Raw genomic sequence first — 16960 nt, 5'->3', positions numbered from 1 at the left:
TCAGATGTCGATCAGTCGTTTGCGACTGCTGAAATATGACGAACAACAAGGGGAGGCATTTCTGGTGCGGCAACCCGACGACCGCAGAGGTGAAGGCCGATAAGTGGCCAAAAAACCCGTCAACAATAGGCTACCAACGTGAGTAGGCCTGTGTAAAATCGTCCACGGGAGGAGGCTCGCCCGTGGCGACGGGTGAGCCGAAAAGGTCATGTTCGAAGGACACGATCCCTATCTCGTCGCGCTCTCTGTGGCGATCGCGAGCCTGGGTGGCTATACCGGCTTTGCGCTTGCGGCTCGCATCCGCAACACGCCCGGCGTCAGTAACCGCGTGATGCTCGCAGGCGCAGCGGCATTTCTCGCCGTCGGCATCTGGACCATGCATTTCGTCGGCATGCTGGCCGCGCCGCTGCCGCCGGATACGGTCTATCTGGTCCTGCCCACCATCATCTCGTTCCTGATCTGCGCGCTGGTGGTCGGCATCTCCCTGTTCTTCGTGAGCATTGGCGAGCCGTCCTTGAAGCGGGTGGCCTCGTCGGCCGTCTTGCTCGGCGTCGGCATCGCCAGCATGCACTACGTTGGCATCCATGGGCTGGCCGGTCCCTTCGCCATCGCGCACGACCAGTGGATGGTCCTGCTGTCGATCCTCGTTGCGATCGTCACCGCCTACGGCGGCTTGCGCGCCTTCCTGGCGCAGCAGGAAGGCGTTCGGCTGGTCGTCAGCGCAGTCGCGTTCGGTGTTGCCGTCTCCGGCATGCACTACACCGCGATGCTCGGCATGCATTTCGAGCCGTTGACGGCGAGCGGGCATCAGCATCTCGGCGGCAACCTTGCTGCGTCGCAGCAAATCCTATCGATCGTCGTTGCTGTGCTCTGCTTCGTGATCGCCGCCGGCTTCTTGTTGTCGCTGGTGCCGGACCGGCGGCAGCCGACAGCGGTGATGGCGGATGTGATCTCCCCGGCTGTCGTGCTCGAGCCGGTGGCTCAAACGACCCTATCGCCGCGGCCGATGCCCGCGCCGCTCGGCGGCATCGGCCAGCCGCCACGGGCACCCGTTCCCCGGCTGCCGGTGGAGGGTGCCGGCGGCACGCATTTCATCGACGCGGCTGACGTCCGCAGCGTCCGGGCGGATGCGCATTACACACGTGTCCATGATGGCACGCGCGAGCGGATGTGCCCGTGGTCGATCTCGGAGGCCGAGGCGCAGCTCGATCCCTCGCTGTTCCTGAGGGTGCACCGCAGCCATATCGTCGCTATCCCCCATGTCGCGCTGGTCCGGAAAGAGGGCGACGGCGCCGTGCTTGAGCTCGACGGCCCGTCGCCGCATTGGGTGCCGGTGAGCCGGGCCAAGATCGCCGAGGTGAAGGCGCGGCTGGGGCTGGCGAACAGGCGGCACGCGTAAGACCCTTTCCACGCTGTAGGAGCGCTCCCTCTGCCGCTTGCGGGGGAGGGGTGGCGTGAGGGTGGCTCCGCAACGGGGCAGTCCCTTCTTGGAGAGAGCCCTCACCCGGCGCTTCGCGCCGACCTCCTCCCGCAAGCGGGAGGGGGTTGCAGCGAGATCGCGGCTCTTACGTCGTCGGCCCTGACGCAATTCGTGCGTTCTGGGCCGCAACTCGTGCGAAATTTACTGTTCTGTGCCGCTGGTGTTGCAGCTCGCCCCGCCCGGAGAGACCGTCCAGGCAACGTCCGCGCCGTTCGCGCCAAAGACGATTGGGAGGAGATGATGATCCCGGGCTCATTCAACTATCACCGGCCGGCGAGTGTCGCCGATGCCATCAAACTCTTGTCAGACCTCGGCGAGGATGCGCGGCCACTGGCCGGCGGGCACAGCCTGGTGCCGATGATGAAGCTTCGGCTAGCCTCCCCCGCCCATCTGGTCGACCTGCACGGCATCGCTGGCCTCAAGGGCATCCGGCGCGACGGCGATACTCTCCTTATCGGCGCGATGACCACCCAGCACGATCTGCTGGCCTCGGACGAGATTGCCAAATCGGTTCCGATCCTCCACGAGGCGGCGTTGCTGATCGCCGATCCGCAGGTGCGCTATCGCGGGACGATCGGTGGCAACGTCGCCAATGGCGATCCCGGCAACGACATGCCGGCGCTGATGATGACGCTGGGCGCGACCTATCGCCTTGAGGGCCCCGGCGGCGCGCGCGAGGTCGCGGCCGCTGACTTCTACCAGGGCGCCTATTTCACAGCGCTCGAGCCGGGTGAGATCCTCACCTCGATCTCGGTCCCCGCGCCGCCGGCCGGCCACGGCTACGCGTACGAAAAGCTTAAGCGGAAGGTCGGCGACTACGCGACCGCGGCCGCCGCGGTCGTGCTCACCATGGCGGACGGCAAGGTCGCGAGCTGCACCATCGGTCTCACCAACGTCCACGAGACGCCTCTGGTCGCGGCCGATGCTGCGAAAGCCGTGATCGGAACGAACCTCGATAGCGCCGCGCTGAAGAAGGCCGCCGCCGCGGCGGAGACGATCATGTCGCCGGCCGCGGATGCCCGTGGCCCGGTCGAATACCGTAAACATGTCGGCGGCATCATGGTGACGCGGGCGCTGCAACGCGCTGCGAGCCGCGCGCGCTAGGGAGGGATCAATGGCAAAGACACATGTGACCATGAAAGTGAACGGCGCCGAGGTCGAGGGGCTTGTCGAGCCGCGCACGCTGCTGGTGCACTTCATCCGCGAGAACCTGCAGATGACCGGCACCCATATCGGCTGCGAGACCACTCATTGCGGCGCCTGCACCGTCGATATTGACGGCATGTCCGTGAAGTCCTGCACGATGTTCGCAGTTCAGGCCAACGGCTCCGAGATCACCACGATCGAGGGCATGGCCAATGCCGACGGCTCGCTGTCGGCCTTGCAGGAGGGGTTCCGCATGATGCACGGCCTGCAATGCGGCTTCTGCACGCCCGGCATGATCATGCGGGCGCATCGACTGCTGAAGGAGAATCCCTCGCCATCCGAAGAGGAAATCAGGATGGGTATCTCCGGCAACATCTGCCGCTGCACGGGTTACCAGAACATCGTCAAGGCGATCCAATACGCCGCTGCCAAGCTCAATGGCATCGAATTCAAGGAGGCCGCGGAATGAACGATATGACTCCCACGCGGGACCAACGCGCAGCCGCACTCGAAGGCATGGGCTGCAAGCGCAAGCGCGTCGAAGACATCCGCTTCACGCAAGGCAAGGGCAACTATGTCGACGACGTGAAGCTGCCGGGCATGCTGCATGGCGACTTCGTACGCTCGCCGCACCCGCACGCGCGCGTCAAGAAGATCGACGACAGCGAGGCACTGAAAGTCCCAGGCGTGCTCGCGGTCATCACCGCCGAGACGTTGAAGACCGTCAACCTCGCCTGGATGCCGACACTTGCGGGCGACGTGCAGATGGTCTTGGCCGATGGTAAGGTGCTGTTCCAGAATCAGGAGGTCGCGTTCGTGGTCGCGACCGACCGTTATGCGGCCGACGACGGCATCAACAAGGTCGTGGTCGAATACGAACCGCTGCCGCCACTGGTCGACCCGTTCAAGTCGATGGATCCCGATGCGCCGGTGCTGCGCGAGGATCTCGCAGGCAAAACCGCGGGCGCACACGGTCCGCGTAAGCATCACAATCACATCTTCGAATGGACGGTGGGCGACAGGGAGCTGACGGACGCCGCTTTCAAGAAGGCCGACGTCACGATCAAGGAGATGATCTCCTATCACCGCACCCATCCGTCGCCGCTCGAGACATGCCAGTGCGTCTGCTCCTTCGACAAGATCAAGGGCGAGCTGACGATCTGGGGCACGTTCCAGGCCCCGCATGTGATCCGCACCGTGGTGTCGCTGATCGCAAAGCTGCCGGAGCAGAAGATCCACGTGATCGCGCCCGACATCGGCGGCGGCTTTGGCAACAAGGTCGGCGCCTATCCCGGCTACATCTGCGCGGCCGTTGCCTCCATCGTCACCGGCAAGCCGGTGAAATGGGTCGAGGACCGCATCGAGAACCTCACCGCGACCTCGTTCGCCCGCGATTATCACATGACTACGGAGATTGCCGCGACCAGGGACGGCAAGGTCACGGGCTTGCGCGTCCATGTGCTCGCCGATCACGGCGCGTTCGACGCCTGCGCCGACCCGTCGAAATGGCCGGCCGGCTTCTTCAACATTGTCACCGGCTCTTATGACTTCCCGACAGCACACCTCGCGGTCGACGGCGTCTACACCAACAAGGCGCCGGGGGGCGTCGCCTATCGCTGCTCGTTCCGCGTCACCGAGGCCGCCTATTGCATCGAGCGCGCGATGGACATTTTGGCGCAGAAGCTCGGTATGGATCCGGCCGAGCTTCGCTTGAAGAATTTCATCAAGCCGGAGCAGTTTCCCTATCACTCAGCCCTGGGCTGGGAATACGATTCCGGCGATTACCATACCGCTATGCGCAAGATGATGGAGACGACGAATTACGCCGCGCTCCGGAAAGAGCAGGCGGAAAAGCGCGCGGCCTTCAAGCGCGGCGAGACCCGCGAGATCATGGGGCTCGGAGTCTCGTTCTTCACCGAGATTGTTGGCGCCGGTCCTTCCAAGAACTGCGACATCCTGGGGATCGCGATGTTCGATTCCTGCGAGATCCGCTTGCATCCGACCGGAACCGGCATCGCGCGCATGGGAACGAAGAGCCAGGGTCAGGGGCACGAGACCACCTGGGCCCAGATCATCGCGACCGAGATCGGCATTCCGGCCGACAACATCCAGGTCGAGGAGGGCAACACCGACACCGCACCCTACGGGCTCGGCACTTACGGCTCGCGCTCCACGCCCGTAGCGGGCGCCGCCATCGCCATGGCCGCGCGAAAGATCAAGGCCAAAGCGCAGATGATCGCGGCATACAAGCTGGAAGTCCACGAGGACGACCTCGAATGGGACATTGATGGCTTCCGCGTGAAGGGTCTGCCGGAGAGATTCTTGTCGATGAAGGACATTTGTTGGGCGGCATACAATTCCGTACCGCCCGGCATGGAGCCGGGGCTGGAGGCGGTGAGCTATTACGATCCGCCCAATATGACCTATCCGTTCGGCGCCTATCTCTGCGTGATGGACATCGACGTCGATACGGGCGTGTACAAGGTCCGGCGCTTCTATGCGCTGGATGATTGCGGCACTCGCATCAATCCGATGATCATCGAAGGCCAGGTGCATGGCGGCCTGACCGAAGCGTTTGCGATCGCGATGGGCCAGGAGATCCGTTACGACGAGGCCGGCAACGTCGTCACCGGCTCGTTCATGGATTTCTTCATGCCAACCGCGGTCGAGACGCCGCATTGGGAGACCGACTTCACCGTCACGCCCTCGCCGCATCATCCGATCGGCGCCAAGGGCGTCGGCGAAAGCCCGAATGTCGGCGGCGTGCCGGCCTTCTCCAATGCCGTCAACGATGCGTTCTCGTTCCTTGGCTCGACGCACATCCAGATGCCGCATGACTACTGGCGCAACTGGAAGGCCGCGAAGGAATTGGGAGCGGTCGCGTAGCCATGAAGGGCCGCGACGAGATCGCGCAAGCCTTGGCCGCGGCGGGCTATATTGCCGACGCGGACCTGGCGACTGCGATATCGCTGATGCAATTGTTGCGGCGTCCGCTACTCCTCGAAGGCGAAGCGGGTGTCGGCAAGACCGAGGTCGCTAAAGCGCTTTCAAAGGTGCATACGACCGAACTGATCCGCCTGCAATGCTATGAGGGGCTTGATCAGTCGTCCGCGCTCTATGAATGGAATTACCAGCGGCAATTGCTGGCAATCCAGGCGCATCGCGGCGATGCCGGGGAGATTGAGGATCAGATCTTCTCGGAGAAATATCTGCTGGAACGGCCGCTGCTCGCTGCGATCCGCCGCGCGCACGCGCCGGTACTGTTGATCGACGAAATCGATCGCGCCGACGACGAGTTCGAGGCGTTCCTGCTCGAACTATTGTCCGACTTCCAGGTCTCGATCCCCGAACTCGGAACGATCCCAGCCGTCACTATCCCCCATGTGGTGCTGACCTCGAACGGGACGCGCGAGCTCTCCGATGCGCTGCGCCGGCGCTGCCTCTACCACTATGTCGACTATCCCGATGTCGACCGCGAGACCCGCATCATCCTGGCGCGGATCGCAGGCGCGAGCCCGTCGCTGTCGCTGCAGATTGCGCGCATGGTCGAGAGCGTCCGGAAAGAGGAGTTGCGGAAGGTGCCGGGAGTTGCGGAGACGCTGGACTGGGCGGCTGCGCTGGTCGGACTCGAGATCTGGGACCTCCACGATGCGCCCGAAACCGTGCTCGAGACGTTGATTTGTCTCTTGAAAACACATGAGGATCGCGCTCGCGTCACGCCGGAAGTGGCGCAGCGCCTGCTCGGGAGGGTCGCATGAGTTGCTGCGGCTCGAGCCCCGACTTCGACGACCTCAACGCGGTCTCTCGTCTCGTCTCCAACAAGCTCGCCGCTTTTCTTCGCACGTTGCGCGATGCCGGCTTTCGAATTGGACTGGCGGAAGGGCGCGATGCTGCCGCCTTGATGTCGGCGGGCTACGCGGCGCGGCCGGGCTTGTTGCGCTCGGCGTTCAAACACCTGTTCTCGGCACGCAAAGCCGAGTGGGAAAAGTTCGACGGACTGTTCGACGCGTTCTGGCTGGGCAAGCGCGTGCGCTCGCGATCGCGAACCATCGGGTCGGCCAAAGGAGCCAATGGCCCATCGCTGAAGGGCTTGCAGGATGCGAGGCCGGAGCAGGGCGACAGCCGACCCGCCACCGACCGGATTCCGTCATCTGACGATGCGCCGGAGGCGGCCGGCGCTGAGGGGCGCATGGAAGGCGCCTCGCGCGCCGAAAATCTCGCCGAGGTCGATTTTCGGAACTTCGCCGATCCCGACGAGGTGGCGCAGGCCCATGAAGCTGCGGCGCAGCTCGCGAAAGTCATGCGCACGCGGTTGACGCGCCGCGATCTCGCGCGCCGGCGCGGCTACCGGCTCGATCTCCGGCGAACCATCCACCGCAACATCAGCCATGGCGGCGTGCCGATCAGCCTCGTGAAACGGCAGCGCAAGGACAAGCCGCTGCGGCTGATCGTGCTGCTCGACGCCTCCGGCTCGATGAGCATGTACACGTCCGTATTTCTGCGCTTCATCCACGGCGTGCTCGATGAATTCCACGAGGCCGAGGCGTTCCTGTTCCACACCCGCCTCGCCTACGTGTCCGATGCGATGAAGGAGAAGGACGCAGGTCGCGCGCTGGATCGCCTCTCGATCATGGCACAGGGCGCGGGCGGCGGGACCAGGATCGGCGAGAGCCTGCAAAGCTTCAACCGCTGGCACGCGGCGCGCGTGATCCATTCGCGCAGTTGCGTGATGATCGTGTCCGACGGCTACGAGACCGGCGATGCCGAATTGCTCGGACGAGAAATGGCGGCGCTGGCGCGGCGCTGCCGCCGCATCGTCTGGCTGAATCCGATGATGGCTTGGCAGGGCTACGCGCCCGAGGCCAGGGGCATCAAGGCCGCGCTGCCCCATGTCGACCTCTATGCGCCCGCCAATACGCTGAAGAGCCTGCGAGAGCTCGAACCCTATCTGGCGAAACTCTAACAGGAGGCGCCGATGACTGCTCATGTCGAAGTGCTGGATCTGGTGGCGCAGATGAAGGCCGCCGAGCGCGCCTTCGTGCTCGCGACCGTCGTACGCACGGTGTCGGTGACGGCGGCGAAGGCCGGCGCGAAAGCGATCATCGCGGCTGACGGCACGATCGTTGCGGGCTGGATTGGCGGCGGCTGCGCCCGCGGCGCCGTGCTGAAAGCGGCGCGCGAGGCGCTCGAGGACGGCGAGCCGCGCATGGTCTCGGTGCAGCCGGAAAATCTGCTCGCCGAGCTTGGTGTCAAGCCGGGCGAGAGTCGCGAAGGCATCCGCTTTGCCAGCAACATGTGCCCGAGCAAGGGCACCACGGACATCTTCGTCGAGCCGGTGCTGCCGCATCCCTCGCTCGTCATTCTCGGCGCGAGCCCGGTCGCGCTGTCGCTGGCCGGGCAGGCGCGCACGCTTGGCTATCACGTCACGCTCGCGGCGCCACCCGCCGATCTCACCGCTTCACCGGATGCCGACACGGTCATCGACGGCTATCGGCTGGGCGAGCTCAACGAGGCGAAGCGCTTTGTCGTGGTGTCGACGCAAGGCAGGGGCGACGAGGCCGCGTTGCGCGCGGCAGTGACGACGGAGGCCGCCTATCACGCCTTCGTCGGCAGCCGCCGCAAGATGGCGGCGCTGCGCGAGAAGCTGACTGCGGAAGGCGTTGAGGCCGCCGCGATCGACTGCGTCAAGGCACCGGCTGGCCTCGATCTCGGCGCCATCACGCCAGAGGAGATCGCCATGTCGATCCTCGCCGAGATCACGCAAGTGCGCCGGCGCGGCCAACGCGCGGCCAAGTTGGTTCAAGCAAGTAGAAGCGAGGACAAATCATGCAGATGAACGACAGCCAGCGCATTCCCGCGTCGCGTGAAAAGGTGTGGGCGGCGCTCAACGACCCCGAGGTGCTGAAGCAGTGCATTCCAGGCTGTCAGTCACTCGAATCATCTGGTCCGAATGAGATGACCGCGACAGTCGTTTTCAAGGTCGGGCCGGTCAAGGCGACCTTCGGCGGGAAGGTGACGCTGTCCGACCTCGATCCACCCAACAGCTATCGTATCTCGGGAGAGGGCTCAGGCGGCGTCGCCGGCTTCGCCAAGGGTGGTGCTTCGGTGCGGCTGGAATCGCAAAGCCCCGATGTCACGGTGCTGCATTACGACGTCCAGGCGCAGATCGGCGGCAAGCTCGCCCAGCTTGGGGCGCGTCTGATTGATTCGACTGCCAGGAAACTCGCCGGCGAATTCTTTGAATCGTTCGCGACGGTCGTTGGAGGACCCGCAGAGCCTGCTGAGCAGGTCAGCGGTGGCGGAAAGAGTTGGCTGAAACGACTAACCGGCGCGACCTAGTACCGATAGGGCTGACAACAACTGACAATAAGAGAAGGCGAATCCGGTCTCCTATGCCAGCGGCCGGGATGCCTGCCGTCGATGCCGAGCATGTGAACCATCTCGAAGGCGCGGTTCTGACCTCGCGATTAGCCATCGCACGTCTTCCGAGGAGAATCGCGATGCACATTGGAGAGTTTCTTCTTCTCCGTAGAGCGCCGACGCCAATTGTGCCTGCACTTCTTTCCGTGCGCTCTGCCGTCTCACGTCTTATAGAGCTGGACCGCAAGGCGGCAATGGTTGTCCGAGCGGACGACACCTTCTGTGGCGTGGTGTGCCAGGCGAGCCTCATCGCAGCGATCGCCAGGCACCGTCAGGCGGCGTTCGATCAGGCGGTCGGTGACACGGCTATTGATCGGGACGTAGCTTACTGCTCGGTTCACGACACGTTGAGTAGCGCCCTTTGGCGTCTCAGCGAACAGGGAGAAAGCTTTCTTGTGGTGACGAGCCGCATGCGTCCGATGGACCTCGTCTTCCGGGACGAGCTTGCAGAGTGGTGGGTACGACGGCACAGTGATTAGGAGGGCGGTCGCTTGCGGAGCGGTAGTTTGCGGACTGCTGAAGTATGGCAACGAGCAACGAAGTGAGGCGTTTCTGGTGCGGTGGCCCAACGGCCGGCGAAATGAAAGTCCGATAAGTGATTGATTTCCTGGTGGGCCCGGCAGGACTCGAACCTGCAACCAGACCGTTATGAGCGGCCGGCTCTAACCATTGAGCTACAGGCCCCGCCGCGGGACGGCCGCGGGAATGCGGCCGGCAACGGTGCGCGGTTCGTTTACAGGGCCTGAGGCGGGGGTGCAATCCTCAAGCGTTTTCAAAGCGAAGTGGTCCCCGGTTCGCATCAGGAAAACGCGCCAAACTGTGCGGTGATCGCGGGGAACGCGGGCGCTGCGCGGAAAGCGCTGCCGTCGGATGACTGCGAAATTCGGAATAATGGCATTTTGCCACTGTTTTGCCCGACAAGTCAAACAGCCCTGAAGATCATCGACCGGTGCCCATTTTTCGCTTCCGTAAGCCCCTGTGATTGCTCACGTCTCTACTGTGCATGGGGTTGTTTTCGCACTTTTTGTTTGAGAGGGCCTGTTGGCCCCCTCAAACCTCTTGCCGGCGAGCGACGGACCCCGCGGCGGCCCACCCTAGTCCACCGACACCCCCGCGAACTCCACCACCTTGCGCCACTTCTCGGTCTCGTCACTGACCAGCTTGCCGAACTCGGCGGGCGTCATTGGCCTCGGGATGCCGCCATTCTCGGTCAGCCGCGCGATCACCTTCGGGTCCTTGAGCGCTTCGCCGACGGCCTTGTTGAGGATCTCGATCACCTCGCTCGGCGTGCCCTTCGGCACGGAGATGCCGTAGAAGCCGACCGATTCGAAGCCCGGCACGGTCTCGGCGATCGCGGGCACGTCGGGAACGGTCGGCCAGCGCTGCGGCGAGGTCACCCCGAGCGCGCGGACAGTGCCGCCCTTCACCTGCTCCAGCGCGGACGGCAAATTGTCGAAGATCAGCTGCACCTTGTTGGAGATGATGTCGGGGAAGGCGATCGCCGAGCCCCGATAGGGCACGTGGATCATGTCGCACTTGGTCATCGCCTTGAACAGCTCGGCCGACATGTGCACCGAGGTGCCGTTGCCGGACGAGGCATAGGAGATCTTGCCCGGATTGGCCTTGCAATAGTCGATGAACTCCTGGACCGTCTTCGGCGGAAACGCGTTGGAGACGACCAGCATGTTGGTGAGCTGCATGATGCTCGCCACCGGCACGGTGTCGCGCAGGAAGTCGAACGGCAGCTTCTTGTAGAGCGAGGTCGAGATCGCGTTGTTGGGCGCGACGAACAGCAGCGTGTAGCCGTCGGCCGGCGAGTTGACCGCGGCAGCGGCCGCGATGTTGCCGCCGGAGCCGGTGCGGTTCTCGACGATGAATTGCTGGCCGAGCCGATCCGAGAGCGCCTGCGCCATGATCCGCGCCACGATGTCGACCGGGCCGCCCGCGGCGAAGCCGATCAGCCAGTGCACGGGGCGGTCGGGATAGCCGGCAGCGGCGGGAGGGGTGGTGCTGAAAAGACCGAAGAGAACTGCAAGCCCGAAAACAGTTTTACGCAAAATTCGCAACATGACGCCTCCCATTGTTCTATTGTCGTTGGGGGCATGCTTTCACAAAAACGCGCCGCTGCCTACATCGCCGCAAGTCGGTGTTGACGCAGACCCGCCGAGACCGACCATGAGATTCGCTCGTCTTATCCTTTTCGCCGCGGCGCTGCTCGGCAGCCCTGCCGCCGCTCAAACCGGAGGCAACGCCATTCCCACCACGACACTCAGCTTGGGCACCGCGACACCCGGCGGCGGCTTCCCGCTCTATGGCAACGCCTTCGCCGAGGTGATGAATGCGGCCGATCCGGTCATCACCATCGTCCCGCGCAATACCAAGGGCAGCAACGAGAACATCCCGCTGCTGGAGAAGGGCGAGCTCGATCTCGCGCTGGTGGCGGGCGAGCCGGCCTACGAGGCCTTCGCCGGCATCGGCCGCGCGCCGGTGCGGCTGAAGATTCTCACGGCGATCTATTCCAACCCCGGCATGTTCGTGGTGCGGGCGGACAGTCCCTACAGGACGATTGCCGATCTCGTCGGCCAGCCCGTCGCGTTCGGCGCAAAGGGCTCGGGCCTGCCGATCCTGGCGCGCTATGTGCTCGATGGGCTTGGTCTGAAGCAGGACGAGGACTTCAAGGCCGTCTATCTCGACCGCGCCGGCGATGGCCCCGCGATGGTCGAAGACGGCCGCGTCGCAGCGCTCTGGGGCGCCGGCATCGGCTGGCCCGGCTTTGCCGCAGTGGCCTCGAGCGCGTCAGGCGCGCGCTTCATCGCTCCAAGCGCGGAGGAGATCACCCGCATCCGCGCCAAGCATGCGTTCCTGAAGCCACTCACTGTGCCGGCCGGCAGCTACCCGAAGCAGTCCGAGCCGATTGCCTCGCTCGGCTCGTGGAGCTTTGTGCTGACACGCGAGGATCTGCCCGACGATGTCGCCTATCGGCTGGCGAAGACGCTGCACGGTGCCGAGGCGAATTTCTGCAAGAAGCTCGCACAGGCCTGCGAGACCACGGCCGCGAACACGGTCGCGGCCGTGCCGAAGCCGGAGCTGATTCATCCGGGTGTGATGAAGTATTTTCGCGAGATCGGCGTGGTGAAATAGCTCTCTTACTTCCCTTCTCCCCTTGTGGGAGAAGGTGGCATAGGCGGCCTTTGGCCGTCGTTCTTAAGGACGCCGAAGCGAAGCTTCGGCTATGGCGCCGGATGAGGGGTATCTCTCCGGGAATTCAGCTGCGAGAGAGAAGTTCGCGGAGACAACCCCTCACCCGGCTTCGCTTCGCGAATCCACCCTCTCCCACAAGGGGAGAGGGTGCACCGTCATCGCGGCCTCTTACTCGCCGATCGTCACTTCTTCACCATCGCACATGCCGGGTCCGGTGGGCCGAACGCCTTGTCACCGGAAATCGTCGTGAGGATCTTGTAATAGTCCCACGGATATTTGCTCTCCTCCGGCGTCTTCACCTGCACCAGCCAGAGGTCGTGCACCATCAGATTGTCCTCGCGTAAGCGGCCGTTGCGGGCGAAGAAATCCTCGATCGGCTTCTCGCGCATCTTTGCCGCGACCTTGAGCGGGTCGTCGGTGCCGGTCTCCTTGATGGCGTTGAGATAGTGCATCACGCTGGAATAGACGCCGGCCTGCCACATCGACGGCATCTTGTTCATCTTGGCGAAATAGCGCTTCGACCATTCACGCGTCTTGTCGTCCATGTCCCAGTAGAACGAGGTGGTCAGCAGCAGGCCCTGCGCGGCCTGCAGGCCGAGGCCGTGGATGTCGGTGATCAGCGCCAGCAGCGCCGCCATCTGCTGGCCGCCCTTGAACACGCCGAACTCCGAGCCGGTCTTGATCTCGTTCATGTTGTTGGGGGGACCGGCGGCAATGCCGATGATCTTGGCCTTGGAGGCCTGCGCCTGCAGCACGAAGGAGGAGAGGTCAGGCGTTGCCAGCGGCGGCCGCACCGAACCCAGCACCTTGCCGCCATTCGCGGTGACGACGCTGGAGGCATCGCGCTCCAGCGAGTGGCCGAAGGCGTAGTCGTCGGTGATGAAGAACCAGCTGTCGCCGCCGCGCTTGACCACGGCGTCCGCGGTGCCGACCGCGAGCGCGCGGGTGTCGAACACCCACTGGATCGCGTAAGGCGAGCAGAACTTGCCGTGGAAATCCGCGGTGCCGGTGGAGTGGGTGATGAACAGCCGCTTCTTCTCGTTGGCGATGTTCTGCACCGCGAGCCCGACCGCGGAGACCGGCACGTCGACGATCAGGTCGACCTGGTCGACGTCGAACCAGCGCCGCGCGAGCGAGGCGCCGATGTCGGCCTTGAGTTGATGGTCGCCGACCACGATGCTGATCGGCTTGCCGAGCACGGTGCCGCCGAAATCGTCGATCGCCATCTGCGCCGCGGTCACCGAGCCCTGGCCGGTCGGCGCGGAGGCGGGGCCGTTCATGTCGGTGAGCACGCCGATCTTGACGACGTTGTCGGACACCTGCGCCATGGCGGTGCCCGGCAGCAGGGTCGCTGCCAGCGCGGCCGCGACCGGCAGTCCAAATCTCGCTCGCTTCACGTTTGTCCTCCCCTGATCCGGCGCGTTGGCCGGTGTTGCCTTCGCCGGGTATGGCCCGGCTGAATTGGTTTCTTTTGCAACTATTCAGGGGTGGGCGTCAATCTCAGGCCGCGAAGCGGACCTGCCCCGCCGGCGAGGGGTCATAGCCGGTCAGCTCCTCGGCGCGCTGGCGCAGCCGTCTTTCGCTGAGAAACCGGATCAGGGCCTGCATGGCGGGGCGGAAATAGCTGCGCTGCCGCATCGCGAGGTCAAAATTCTCCCAGACCAGCGGCACGAAATCGAGGCCGGCCGAGCGCGCCGCCGCGCGCGTCGCGATCCCGCAATCGGCTTGGCCGGCGCGGACCATTTCGGCGAGATCCGGCCCGGTCAGGGCCGGCGCCTCCACCCGGCGCAAATCGCGCGTCGTGGCGTCCGCGCGCTTCAGCAACGCCTCGAGCAGCATCTGCGCGCCTGTGCCCTGTTGTCGCATCGCCATCCTGGCGCCGACCGCGAGTACGTCGGCGAGGCCGTGCAGCCGTTTCGGATTGCCCGGCGGCAGCACGAGGCCCTGCTCGCGGCGCACGAATGCGACCAGCAGCGCGTCATGAAGGTCTGGAGCGTTTTGCAGCGCCGTCACACTGGCGTCGGCGGCAAGATTGCCGGCGGCGTCCAGGCTGTGGAAGTGCACGGCCACGGCCATCACCTCGTCGCGCTGCAGGCGCTCGAGCCCGCGCGCGCTGCCCTCGCTCATCGACCCGAGGCCCGAGCCGGATTCGCGCAGGCTCCAATCCAGCAGCTCGTCCTGGCTGCCGCCCATGACCGGCGGCGGCTCGGTGGTCAGCATGCCCGCCGGACGCGCGAGGCCGGAAAGCACCCAGAGGTCGAGCTCGTGCCTGGGGAAGAGCCACTTACCGGTCACCTTGCTGCAGGGAATCGCACCGGTGGTGACGAGTTCGTAGAGCTTGCGTTCGCCAAGTCGGAGATAGTCAGCGGCTTCACTGGTCGTCAGGAATTCCATCCTGCATTCCTATGCAAATTCTTGCTTCTTTTTGGACGTTCGTCGCAGGTGGAATTCTGCATTTCATTTTCTGTCCGCGGGAACCATGCCCGATCATCTCGTTGCTTTGCAACACATCCGCGCGCGCGATTTCTGCTTTGGTGAACGATCCTCAAGCGCTCGATGGTGCGGGCCTTGCGGCTGTCGCGAACGTGCATGCGATCGGCGGTTTTGCAATCGCCGTGCCGCGTCGTGCGTTGCCGAAATATCCCGAACGGCAGCGCGATTGGCGTCACGAGTGCGGCGCAATCCATCATCATGATCGCGTCATATCGAAAGGAACCAGCTCATGGCCGCTCGCCGCCTGTCCGTTGCATTCGCGCTTCTCTGCGGCCTTGCTGCTTCCTTCGCGCAAGATCGTGCGATCGTTCTGGCCACGACGACATCGACGCAGGAGTCCGGCCTGCTCGATCATCTGCTGCCGATCTTCCGCGACAAGACCGGCATCGATGTGAGGGTGATCGCGCGGCGTGCCGACGAGGTGCTCGACGGCGCGCGAAAGGGCGAGGCGGATGTCGTGCTGACGCACGCACGGCCGCAGGAGGAAAAATTCGTCGCCGACGGTTTTGCCGCGAAGCGCTTCGACGTGATGTACAACGACTACGTGCTGATCGGGCCGAAGAGCGATCCCGCCGGCGTCAAGGGCAAGGACATCGCGACCGCGCTCAAGGCGATCGAGGCCAAGGGCGCGCCGTTTGTGACGCGCGGCGATCGCTCGGGCACCCACGCTGCGGAGCTCGCGCTCTGGATCGTCGCCGGCATCGACATCGCTGCCGCCAAGGGCGCCTGGTATCGCGAGGCCAAGCAGGGCATGGGCGCGGCACTCGAGGCCGCGCGCGCCGCGAATGCCTATGTGCTGTCGGACCGCGGCAGCTGGATCGGCTTCAGGGATCGCGGTGATCTCGACGTCGTCGTCGAAGGCGACAAGCGGCTGCTCAACCAATACGGCGTGATGCTGATGAGCCCCGAGAAGTTCCTGAACGTGAAGAAGGAGCTGGGGCAGACCTTCGTCGACTGGCTGATCTCGCCGGAGGGGCAGGCTGCGATCGCAGCCTACAAGGTCGACGGCCAGCAGCTGTTCTTTCCAAATGCGGACAAGACGGGCGGCTGAGATCGTCATCTCCTGCGGTTGCCAAACCGCGCGATGCATGGTCCATCATGGCGCATGACCCAGCGCTTGCCGCCATCGTTGACGCCGCTCGACACCGCACTCGCCGCGTTGCTGCGCGGCGTTGATCCAGTCGCGCCGGTCGCATTGCCGCTGTCCGAGGCCATTGGCTGCGTCGCGGCGGGCACGCCGCCGATGGCCGCCTATCCGCCTCATGACATTGCTGCCGCGGACGGCTGGGCGCTGCGCGCCAACGATCTCGTCGGCGCGTCCGCCTATGCGCCGCTGCCTTTGGCGACGGCCCCTGTCTGGGTCGATGCCGGCGATGCGATGCCGGAGGGATGCGACTGCGTGCTCGATGCCGACGCAGTCGAGATATCGGGGCCGCTTGTGCAAGTGCTGGCCGAGGGTGTGCCGGGACAGGGTATCCGGCGCGCCGGAGGTGACATTGCCGCCGGCACGACGGCCGGCGCGGAGGGATACCCGATCGGTCCGGCCGACCTGTTGCTCGTGGGCGTCACGGTGGTGGACCGGCTGAGCGTGCGGCGAGCGCGGCTGTGCATCGTCAACGTGCCGGGTGCGACGACGACGGTGCATATGATCGCCGGTCTTGCCCGAGCAGCTGGGCTGGATGTGCAGACGGTTGAGGCTGCCGCGCGCGATGACGCATCGATCGCCGATGCGCTCGATGCGTCCGCTTGCGACCTGCTGCTGACGGTCGGCGGCAGCGGCCTCGGTCGCCAGGATGCTGCGGTGACGGCATTGGCGCTACGGGGCGAGGTGCTCGCCCATGGCATTGCGCTTCAGCCCGGCCGCACCGCGGCGGTCGGACGGCTTGGCAAGGTTCCCGTCGTTGCCCTGCCGGGCTCGCCGGATCATGCGCTTGCGGCCTGGCTGGCGCTGGTGCTTCCGCTCATCGATCGTCTGACGGCGCGGCAGCCGCGCCGGCAAATCACTCTGCCGCTCGTGCGGAAAATCGCATCCAGTGTCGGCATCGCTGAAATCGCGCTGCTGGCCGAGGAACATCGTGCCTGGATGCCGCTTGCGGTGGGGGAGTGGCCGTTCCAGGCCATCGCGCGTGCGGATGCATGGCTGCTCATTCCCGCCAGCCACGAGGGATTTGCAGCGGGCTCGCCCGTCGATGCCTATCTGATGCGGGAGTGATATGGGTT

Annotated in this window: 16 protein-coding genes and 1 tRNA gene; 12 read left to right on the top strand and 5 right to left on the bottom strand. The window is 64.8% G+C overall.

What is annotated here, in order from left to right:
• Positions 1-208 precede the first annotated feature (208 nt).
• The 9 genes from JQ635_RS27230 (at position 209) to JQ635_RS27190 (ending at position 9525) form a co-directional block, all read left to right on the top strand.
• Positions 209-1399 (top strand): MHYT domain-containing protein, encoded by a 1191-nt coding sequence (locus tag JQ635_RS27230; protein WP_211412863.1) that lies wholly within the window; start codon positions 209-211, stop codon positions 1397-1399.
• 321 nt (positions 1400-1720) lie between these two features.
• Positions 1721-2584, top strand: coding sequence for an FAD binding domain-containing protein (locus tag JQ635_RS27225; protein WP_211412862.1), 864 nt, complete (start codon positions 1721-1723; stop codon positions 2582-2584).
• Positions 2585-2594: 10 nt separating this feature from the next.
• Positions 2595-3095, top strand: a complete 501-nt coding sequence (locus JQ635_RS27220; protein WP_211412861.1) for a (2Fe-2S)-binding protein — start codon at positions 2595-2597, stop codon at positions 3093-3095.
• The gene (locus tag JQ635_RS27215; RefSeq protein ID WP_211412860.1) at positions 3092-5512 is read left to right on the top strand and encodes an aerobic carbon-monoxide dehydrogenase large subunit; all 2421 of its coding nucleotides are present in this window, start codon (positions 3092-3094) and stop codon (positions 5510-5512) included. Before JQ635_RS27220 ends, JQ635_RS27215 begins: the two co-directional genes overlap by 4 nt.
• Positions 5513-5514: 2 nt before the next feature.
• Entirely contained in the window at positions 5515-6384 is an 870-nt protein-coding gene (locus JQ635_RS27210; RefSeq protein WP_211412859.1) for an AAA family ATPase, read from the top strand.
• Positions 6381-7589 carry a vWA domain-containing protein gene (locus JQ635_RS27205; RefSeq protein WP_211412858.1) on the top strand — a complete coding sequence of 403 codons (1209 nt, stop codon included), beginning with the start codon at positions 6381-6383 and terminating at the stop codon, positions 7587-7589. Before JQ635_RS27210 ends, JQ635_RS27205 begins: the two co-directional genes overlap by 4 nt.
• Positions 7590-7601: 12 nt before the next feature.
• The gene (locus JQ635_RS27200) at positions 7602-8462 is read left to right on the top strand and encodes an XdhC family protein (protein ID WP_211412857.1); all 861 of its coding nucleotides are present in this window, start codon (positions 7602-7604) and stop codon (positions 8460-8462) included.
• Positions 8453-8965, top strand: a complete 513-nt coding sequence (locus JQ635_RS27195; RefSeq protein ID WP_211412856.1) for an SRPBCC family protein — start codon at positions 8453-8455, stop codon at positions 8963-8965. Before JQ635_RS27200 ends, JQ635_RS27195 begins: the two co-directional genes overlap by 10 nt.
• A gap of 68 nt (positions 8966-9033) precedes the next feature.
• Positions 9034-9525: a hypothetical protein gene (locus JQ635_RS27190; protein WP_211412855.1), complete on the top strand. Its 492-nt coding sequence runs from the start codon at positions 9034-9036 to the stop codon at positions 9523-9525.
• Positions 9526-9654: 129 nt separating this feature from the next.
• Here the strand turns inward: JQ635_RS27190 and JQ635_RS27185 are convergent.
• A tRNA-Ile gene (locus JQ635_RS27185) sits at positions 9655-9730 on the bottom strand.
• Between the two features lie 410 nt (positions 9731-10140).
• Positions 10141-11115 carry a Bug family tripartite tricarboxylate transporter substrate binding protein gene (locus JQ635_RS27180; RefSeq protein WP_211412854.1) on the bottom strand — a complete coding sequence of 325 codons (975 nt, stop codon included), beginning with the start codon at positions 11113-11115 and terminating at the stop codon, positions 10141-10143.
• Positions 11116-11221: 106 nt separating this feature from the next.
• Here JQ635_RS27180 and JQ635_RS27175 point away from each other — a divergent pair, with 106 nt between their 5' ends.
• Positions 11222-12187, top strand: a complete 966-nt coding sequence (locus JQ635_RS27175) for a TAXI family TRAP transporter solute-binding subunit (protein ID WP_211412853.1) — start codon at positions 11222-11224, stop codon at positions 12185-12187.
• Positions 12188-12429: 242 nt separating this feature from the next.
• Here the strand turns inward: JQ635_RS27175 and JQ635_RS27170 are convergent, their stop codons facing one another.
• The 3 genes from JQ635_RS27170 to JQ635_RS27160 all read right to left on the bottom strand — a co-directional run bounded on the left by JQ635_RS27170 (position 12430) and on the right by JQ635_RS27160 (position 14940).
• Positions 12430-13644: an ABC transporter substrate-binding protein gene (locus JQ635_RS27170; RefSeq protein WP_211412852.1), complete on the bottom strand. Its 1215-nt coding sequence runs from the start codon at positions 13642-13644 to the stop codon at positions 12430-12432.
• A 103-nt stretch (positions 13645-13747) separates the two neighbouring features.
• Complete coding sequence (locus JQ635_RS27165) at positions 13748-14641, bottom strand: helix-turn-helix transcriptional regulator (RefSeq protein ID WP_211412851.1); 894 nt, start codon at positions 14639-14641, stop codon at positions 13748-13750.
• Positions 14629-14940, bottom strand: coding sequence for a hypothetical protein (locus JQ635_RS27160; RefSeq protein WP_211412850.1), 312 nt, complete (start codon positions 14938-14940; stop codon positions 14629-14631). The genes JQ635_RS27165 and JQ635_RS27160 overlap by 13 nt, the downstream gene beginning before the upstream one ends.
• 29 nt (positions 14941-14969) lie before the next feature.
• On the opposite strand from JQ635_RS27160, the gene JQ635_RS27155 reads away from it, so the two are divergent.
• Together JQ635_RS27155 and JQ635_RS27150 are read left to right on the top strand one after the other, a co-directional pair.
• Positions 14970-15791: a substrate-binding domain-containing protein gene (locus JQ635_RS27155; protein WP_211412849.1), complete on the top strand. Its 822-nt coding sequence runs from the start codon at positions 14970-14972 to the stop codon at positions 15789-15791.
• A gap of 54 nt (positions 15792-15845) precedes the next feature.
• Positions 15846-16952 carry a molybdopterin-binding protein gene (locus tag JQ635_RS27150; protein ID WP_211412848.1) on the top strand — a complete coding sequence of 369 codons (1107 nt, stop codon included), beginning with the start codon at positions 15846-15848 and terminating at the stop codon, positions 16950-16952.
• Positions 16953-16960 lie beyond the last annotated feature (8 nt).

The sequence above is a fragment of the Bradyrhizobium iriomotense genome, assembly GCF_018130765.1.
Lineage (GTDB): Bacteria > Pseudomonadota > Alphaproteobacteria > Rhizobiales > Xanthobacteraceae > Bradyrhizobium > Bradyrhizobium iriomotense_A.
This window is presented reverse-complemented; position numbering and strand designations above follow the sequence as displayed.

What these genes read in the sequence shown, in the direction of transcription:
- JQ635_RS27230 (WP_211412863.1), top strand. Translation starts at nt 209, where the DNA reads ATGTTCGAAGGACACGATCCCTATCTCGTCGCGCTCTCTGTGGCGATC.
- JQ635_RS27225 (WP_211412862.1), top strand. Translation starts at nt 1,721, where the DNA reads ATGATCCCGGGCTCATTCAACTATCACCGGCCGGCGAGTGTCGCCGAT.
- JQ635_RS27220 (WP_211412861.1), top strand. Translation starts at nt 2,595, where the DNA reads ATGGCAAAGACACATGTGACCATGAAAGTGAACGGCGCCGAGGTCGAG.
- JQ635_RS27215 (WP_211412860.1), top strand. Translation starts at nt 3,092, where the DNA reads ATGAACGATATGACTCCCACGCGGGACCAACGCGCAGCCGCACTCGAA.
- JQ635_RS27210 (WP_211412859.1), top strand. Translation starts at nt 5,515, where the DNA reads ATGAAGGGCCGCGACGAGATCGCGCAAGCCTTGGCCGCGGCGGGCTAT.
- JQ635_RS27205 (WP_211412858.1), top strand. Translation starts at nt 6,381, where the DNA reads ATGAGTTGCTGCGGCTCGAGCCCCGACTTCGACGACCTCAACGCGGTC.
- JQ635_RS27200 (WP_211412857.1), top strand. Translation starts at nt 7,602, where the DNA reads ATGACTGCTCATGTCGAAGTGCTGGATCTGGTGGCGCAGATGAAGGCC.
- JQ635_RS27195 (WP_211412856.1), top strand. Translation starts at nt 8,453, where the DNA reads ATGCAGATGAACGACAGCCAGCGCATTCCCGCGTCGCGTGAAAAGGTG.
- JQ635_RS27190 (WP_211412855.1), top strand. Translation starts at nt 9,034, where the DNA reads ATGCCTGCCGTCGATGCCGAGCATGTGAACCATCTCGAAGGCGCGGTT.
- JQ635_RS27180 (WP_211412854.1), bottom strand. Translation starts at nt 11,115, where the DNA reads ATGTTGCGAATTTTGCGTAAAACTGTTTTCGGGCTTGCAGTTCTCTTC.
- JQ635_RS27175 (WP_211412853.1), top strand. Translation starts at nt 11,222, where the DNA reads ATGAGATTCGCTCGTCTTATCCTTTTCGCCGCGGCGCTGCTCGGCAGC.
- JQ635_RS27165 (WP_211412851.1), bottom strand. Translation starts at nt 14,641, where the DNA reads ATGGAATTCCTGACGACCAGTGAAGCCGCTGACTATCTCCGACTTGGC.
- JQ635_RS27160 (WP_211412850.1), bottom strand. Translation starts at nt 14,940, where the DNA reads ATGATGATGGATTGCGCCGCACTCGTGACGCCAATCGCGCTGCCGTTC.
- JQ635_RS27155 (WP_211412849.1), top strand. Translation starts at nt 14,970, where the DNA reads ATGGCCGCTCGCCGCCTGTCCGTTGCATTCGCGCTTCTCTGCGGCCTT.
- JQ635_RS27150 (WP_211412848.1), top strand. Translation starts at nt 15,846, where the DNA reads ATGACCCAGCGCTTGCCGCCATCGTTGACGCCGCTCGACACCGCACTC.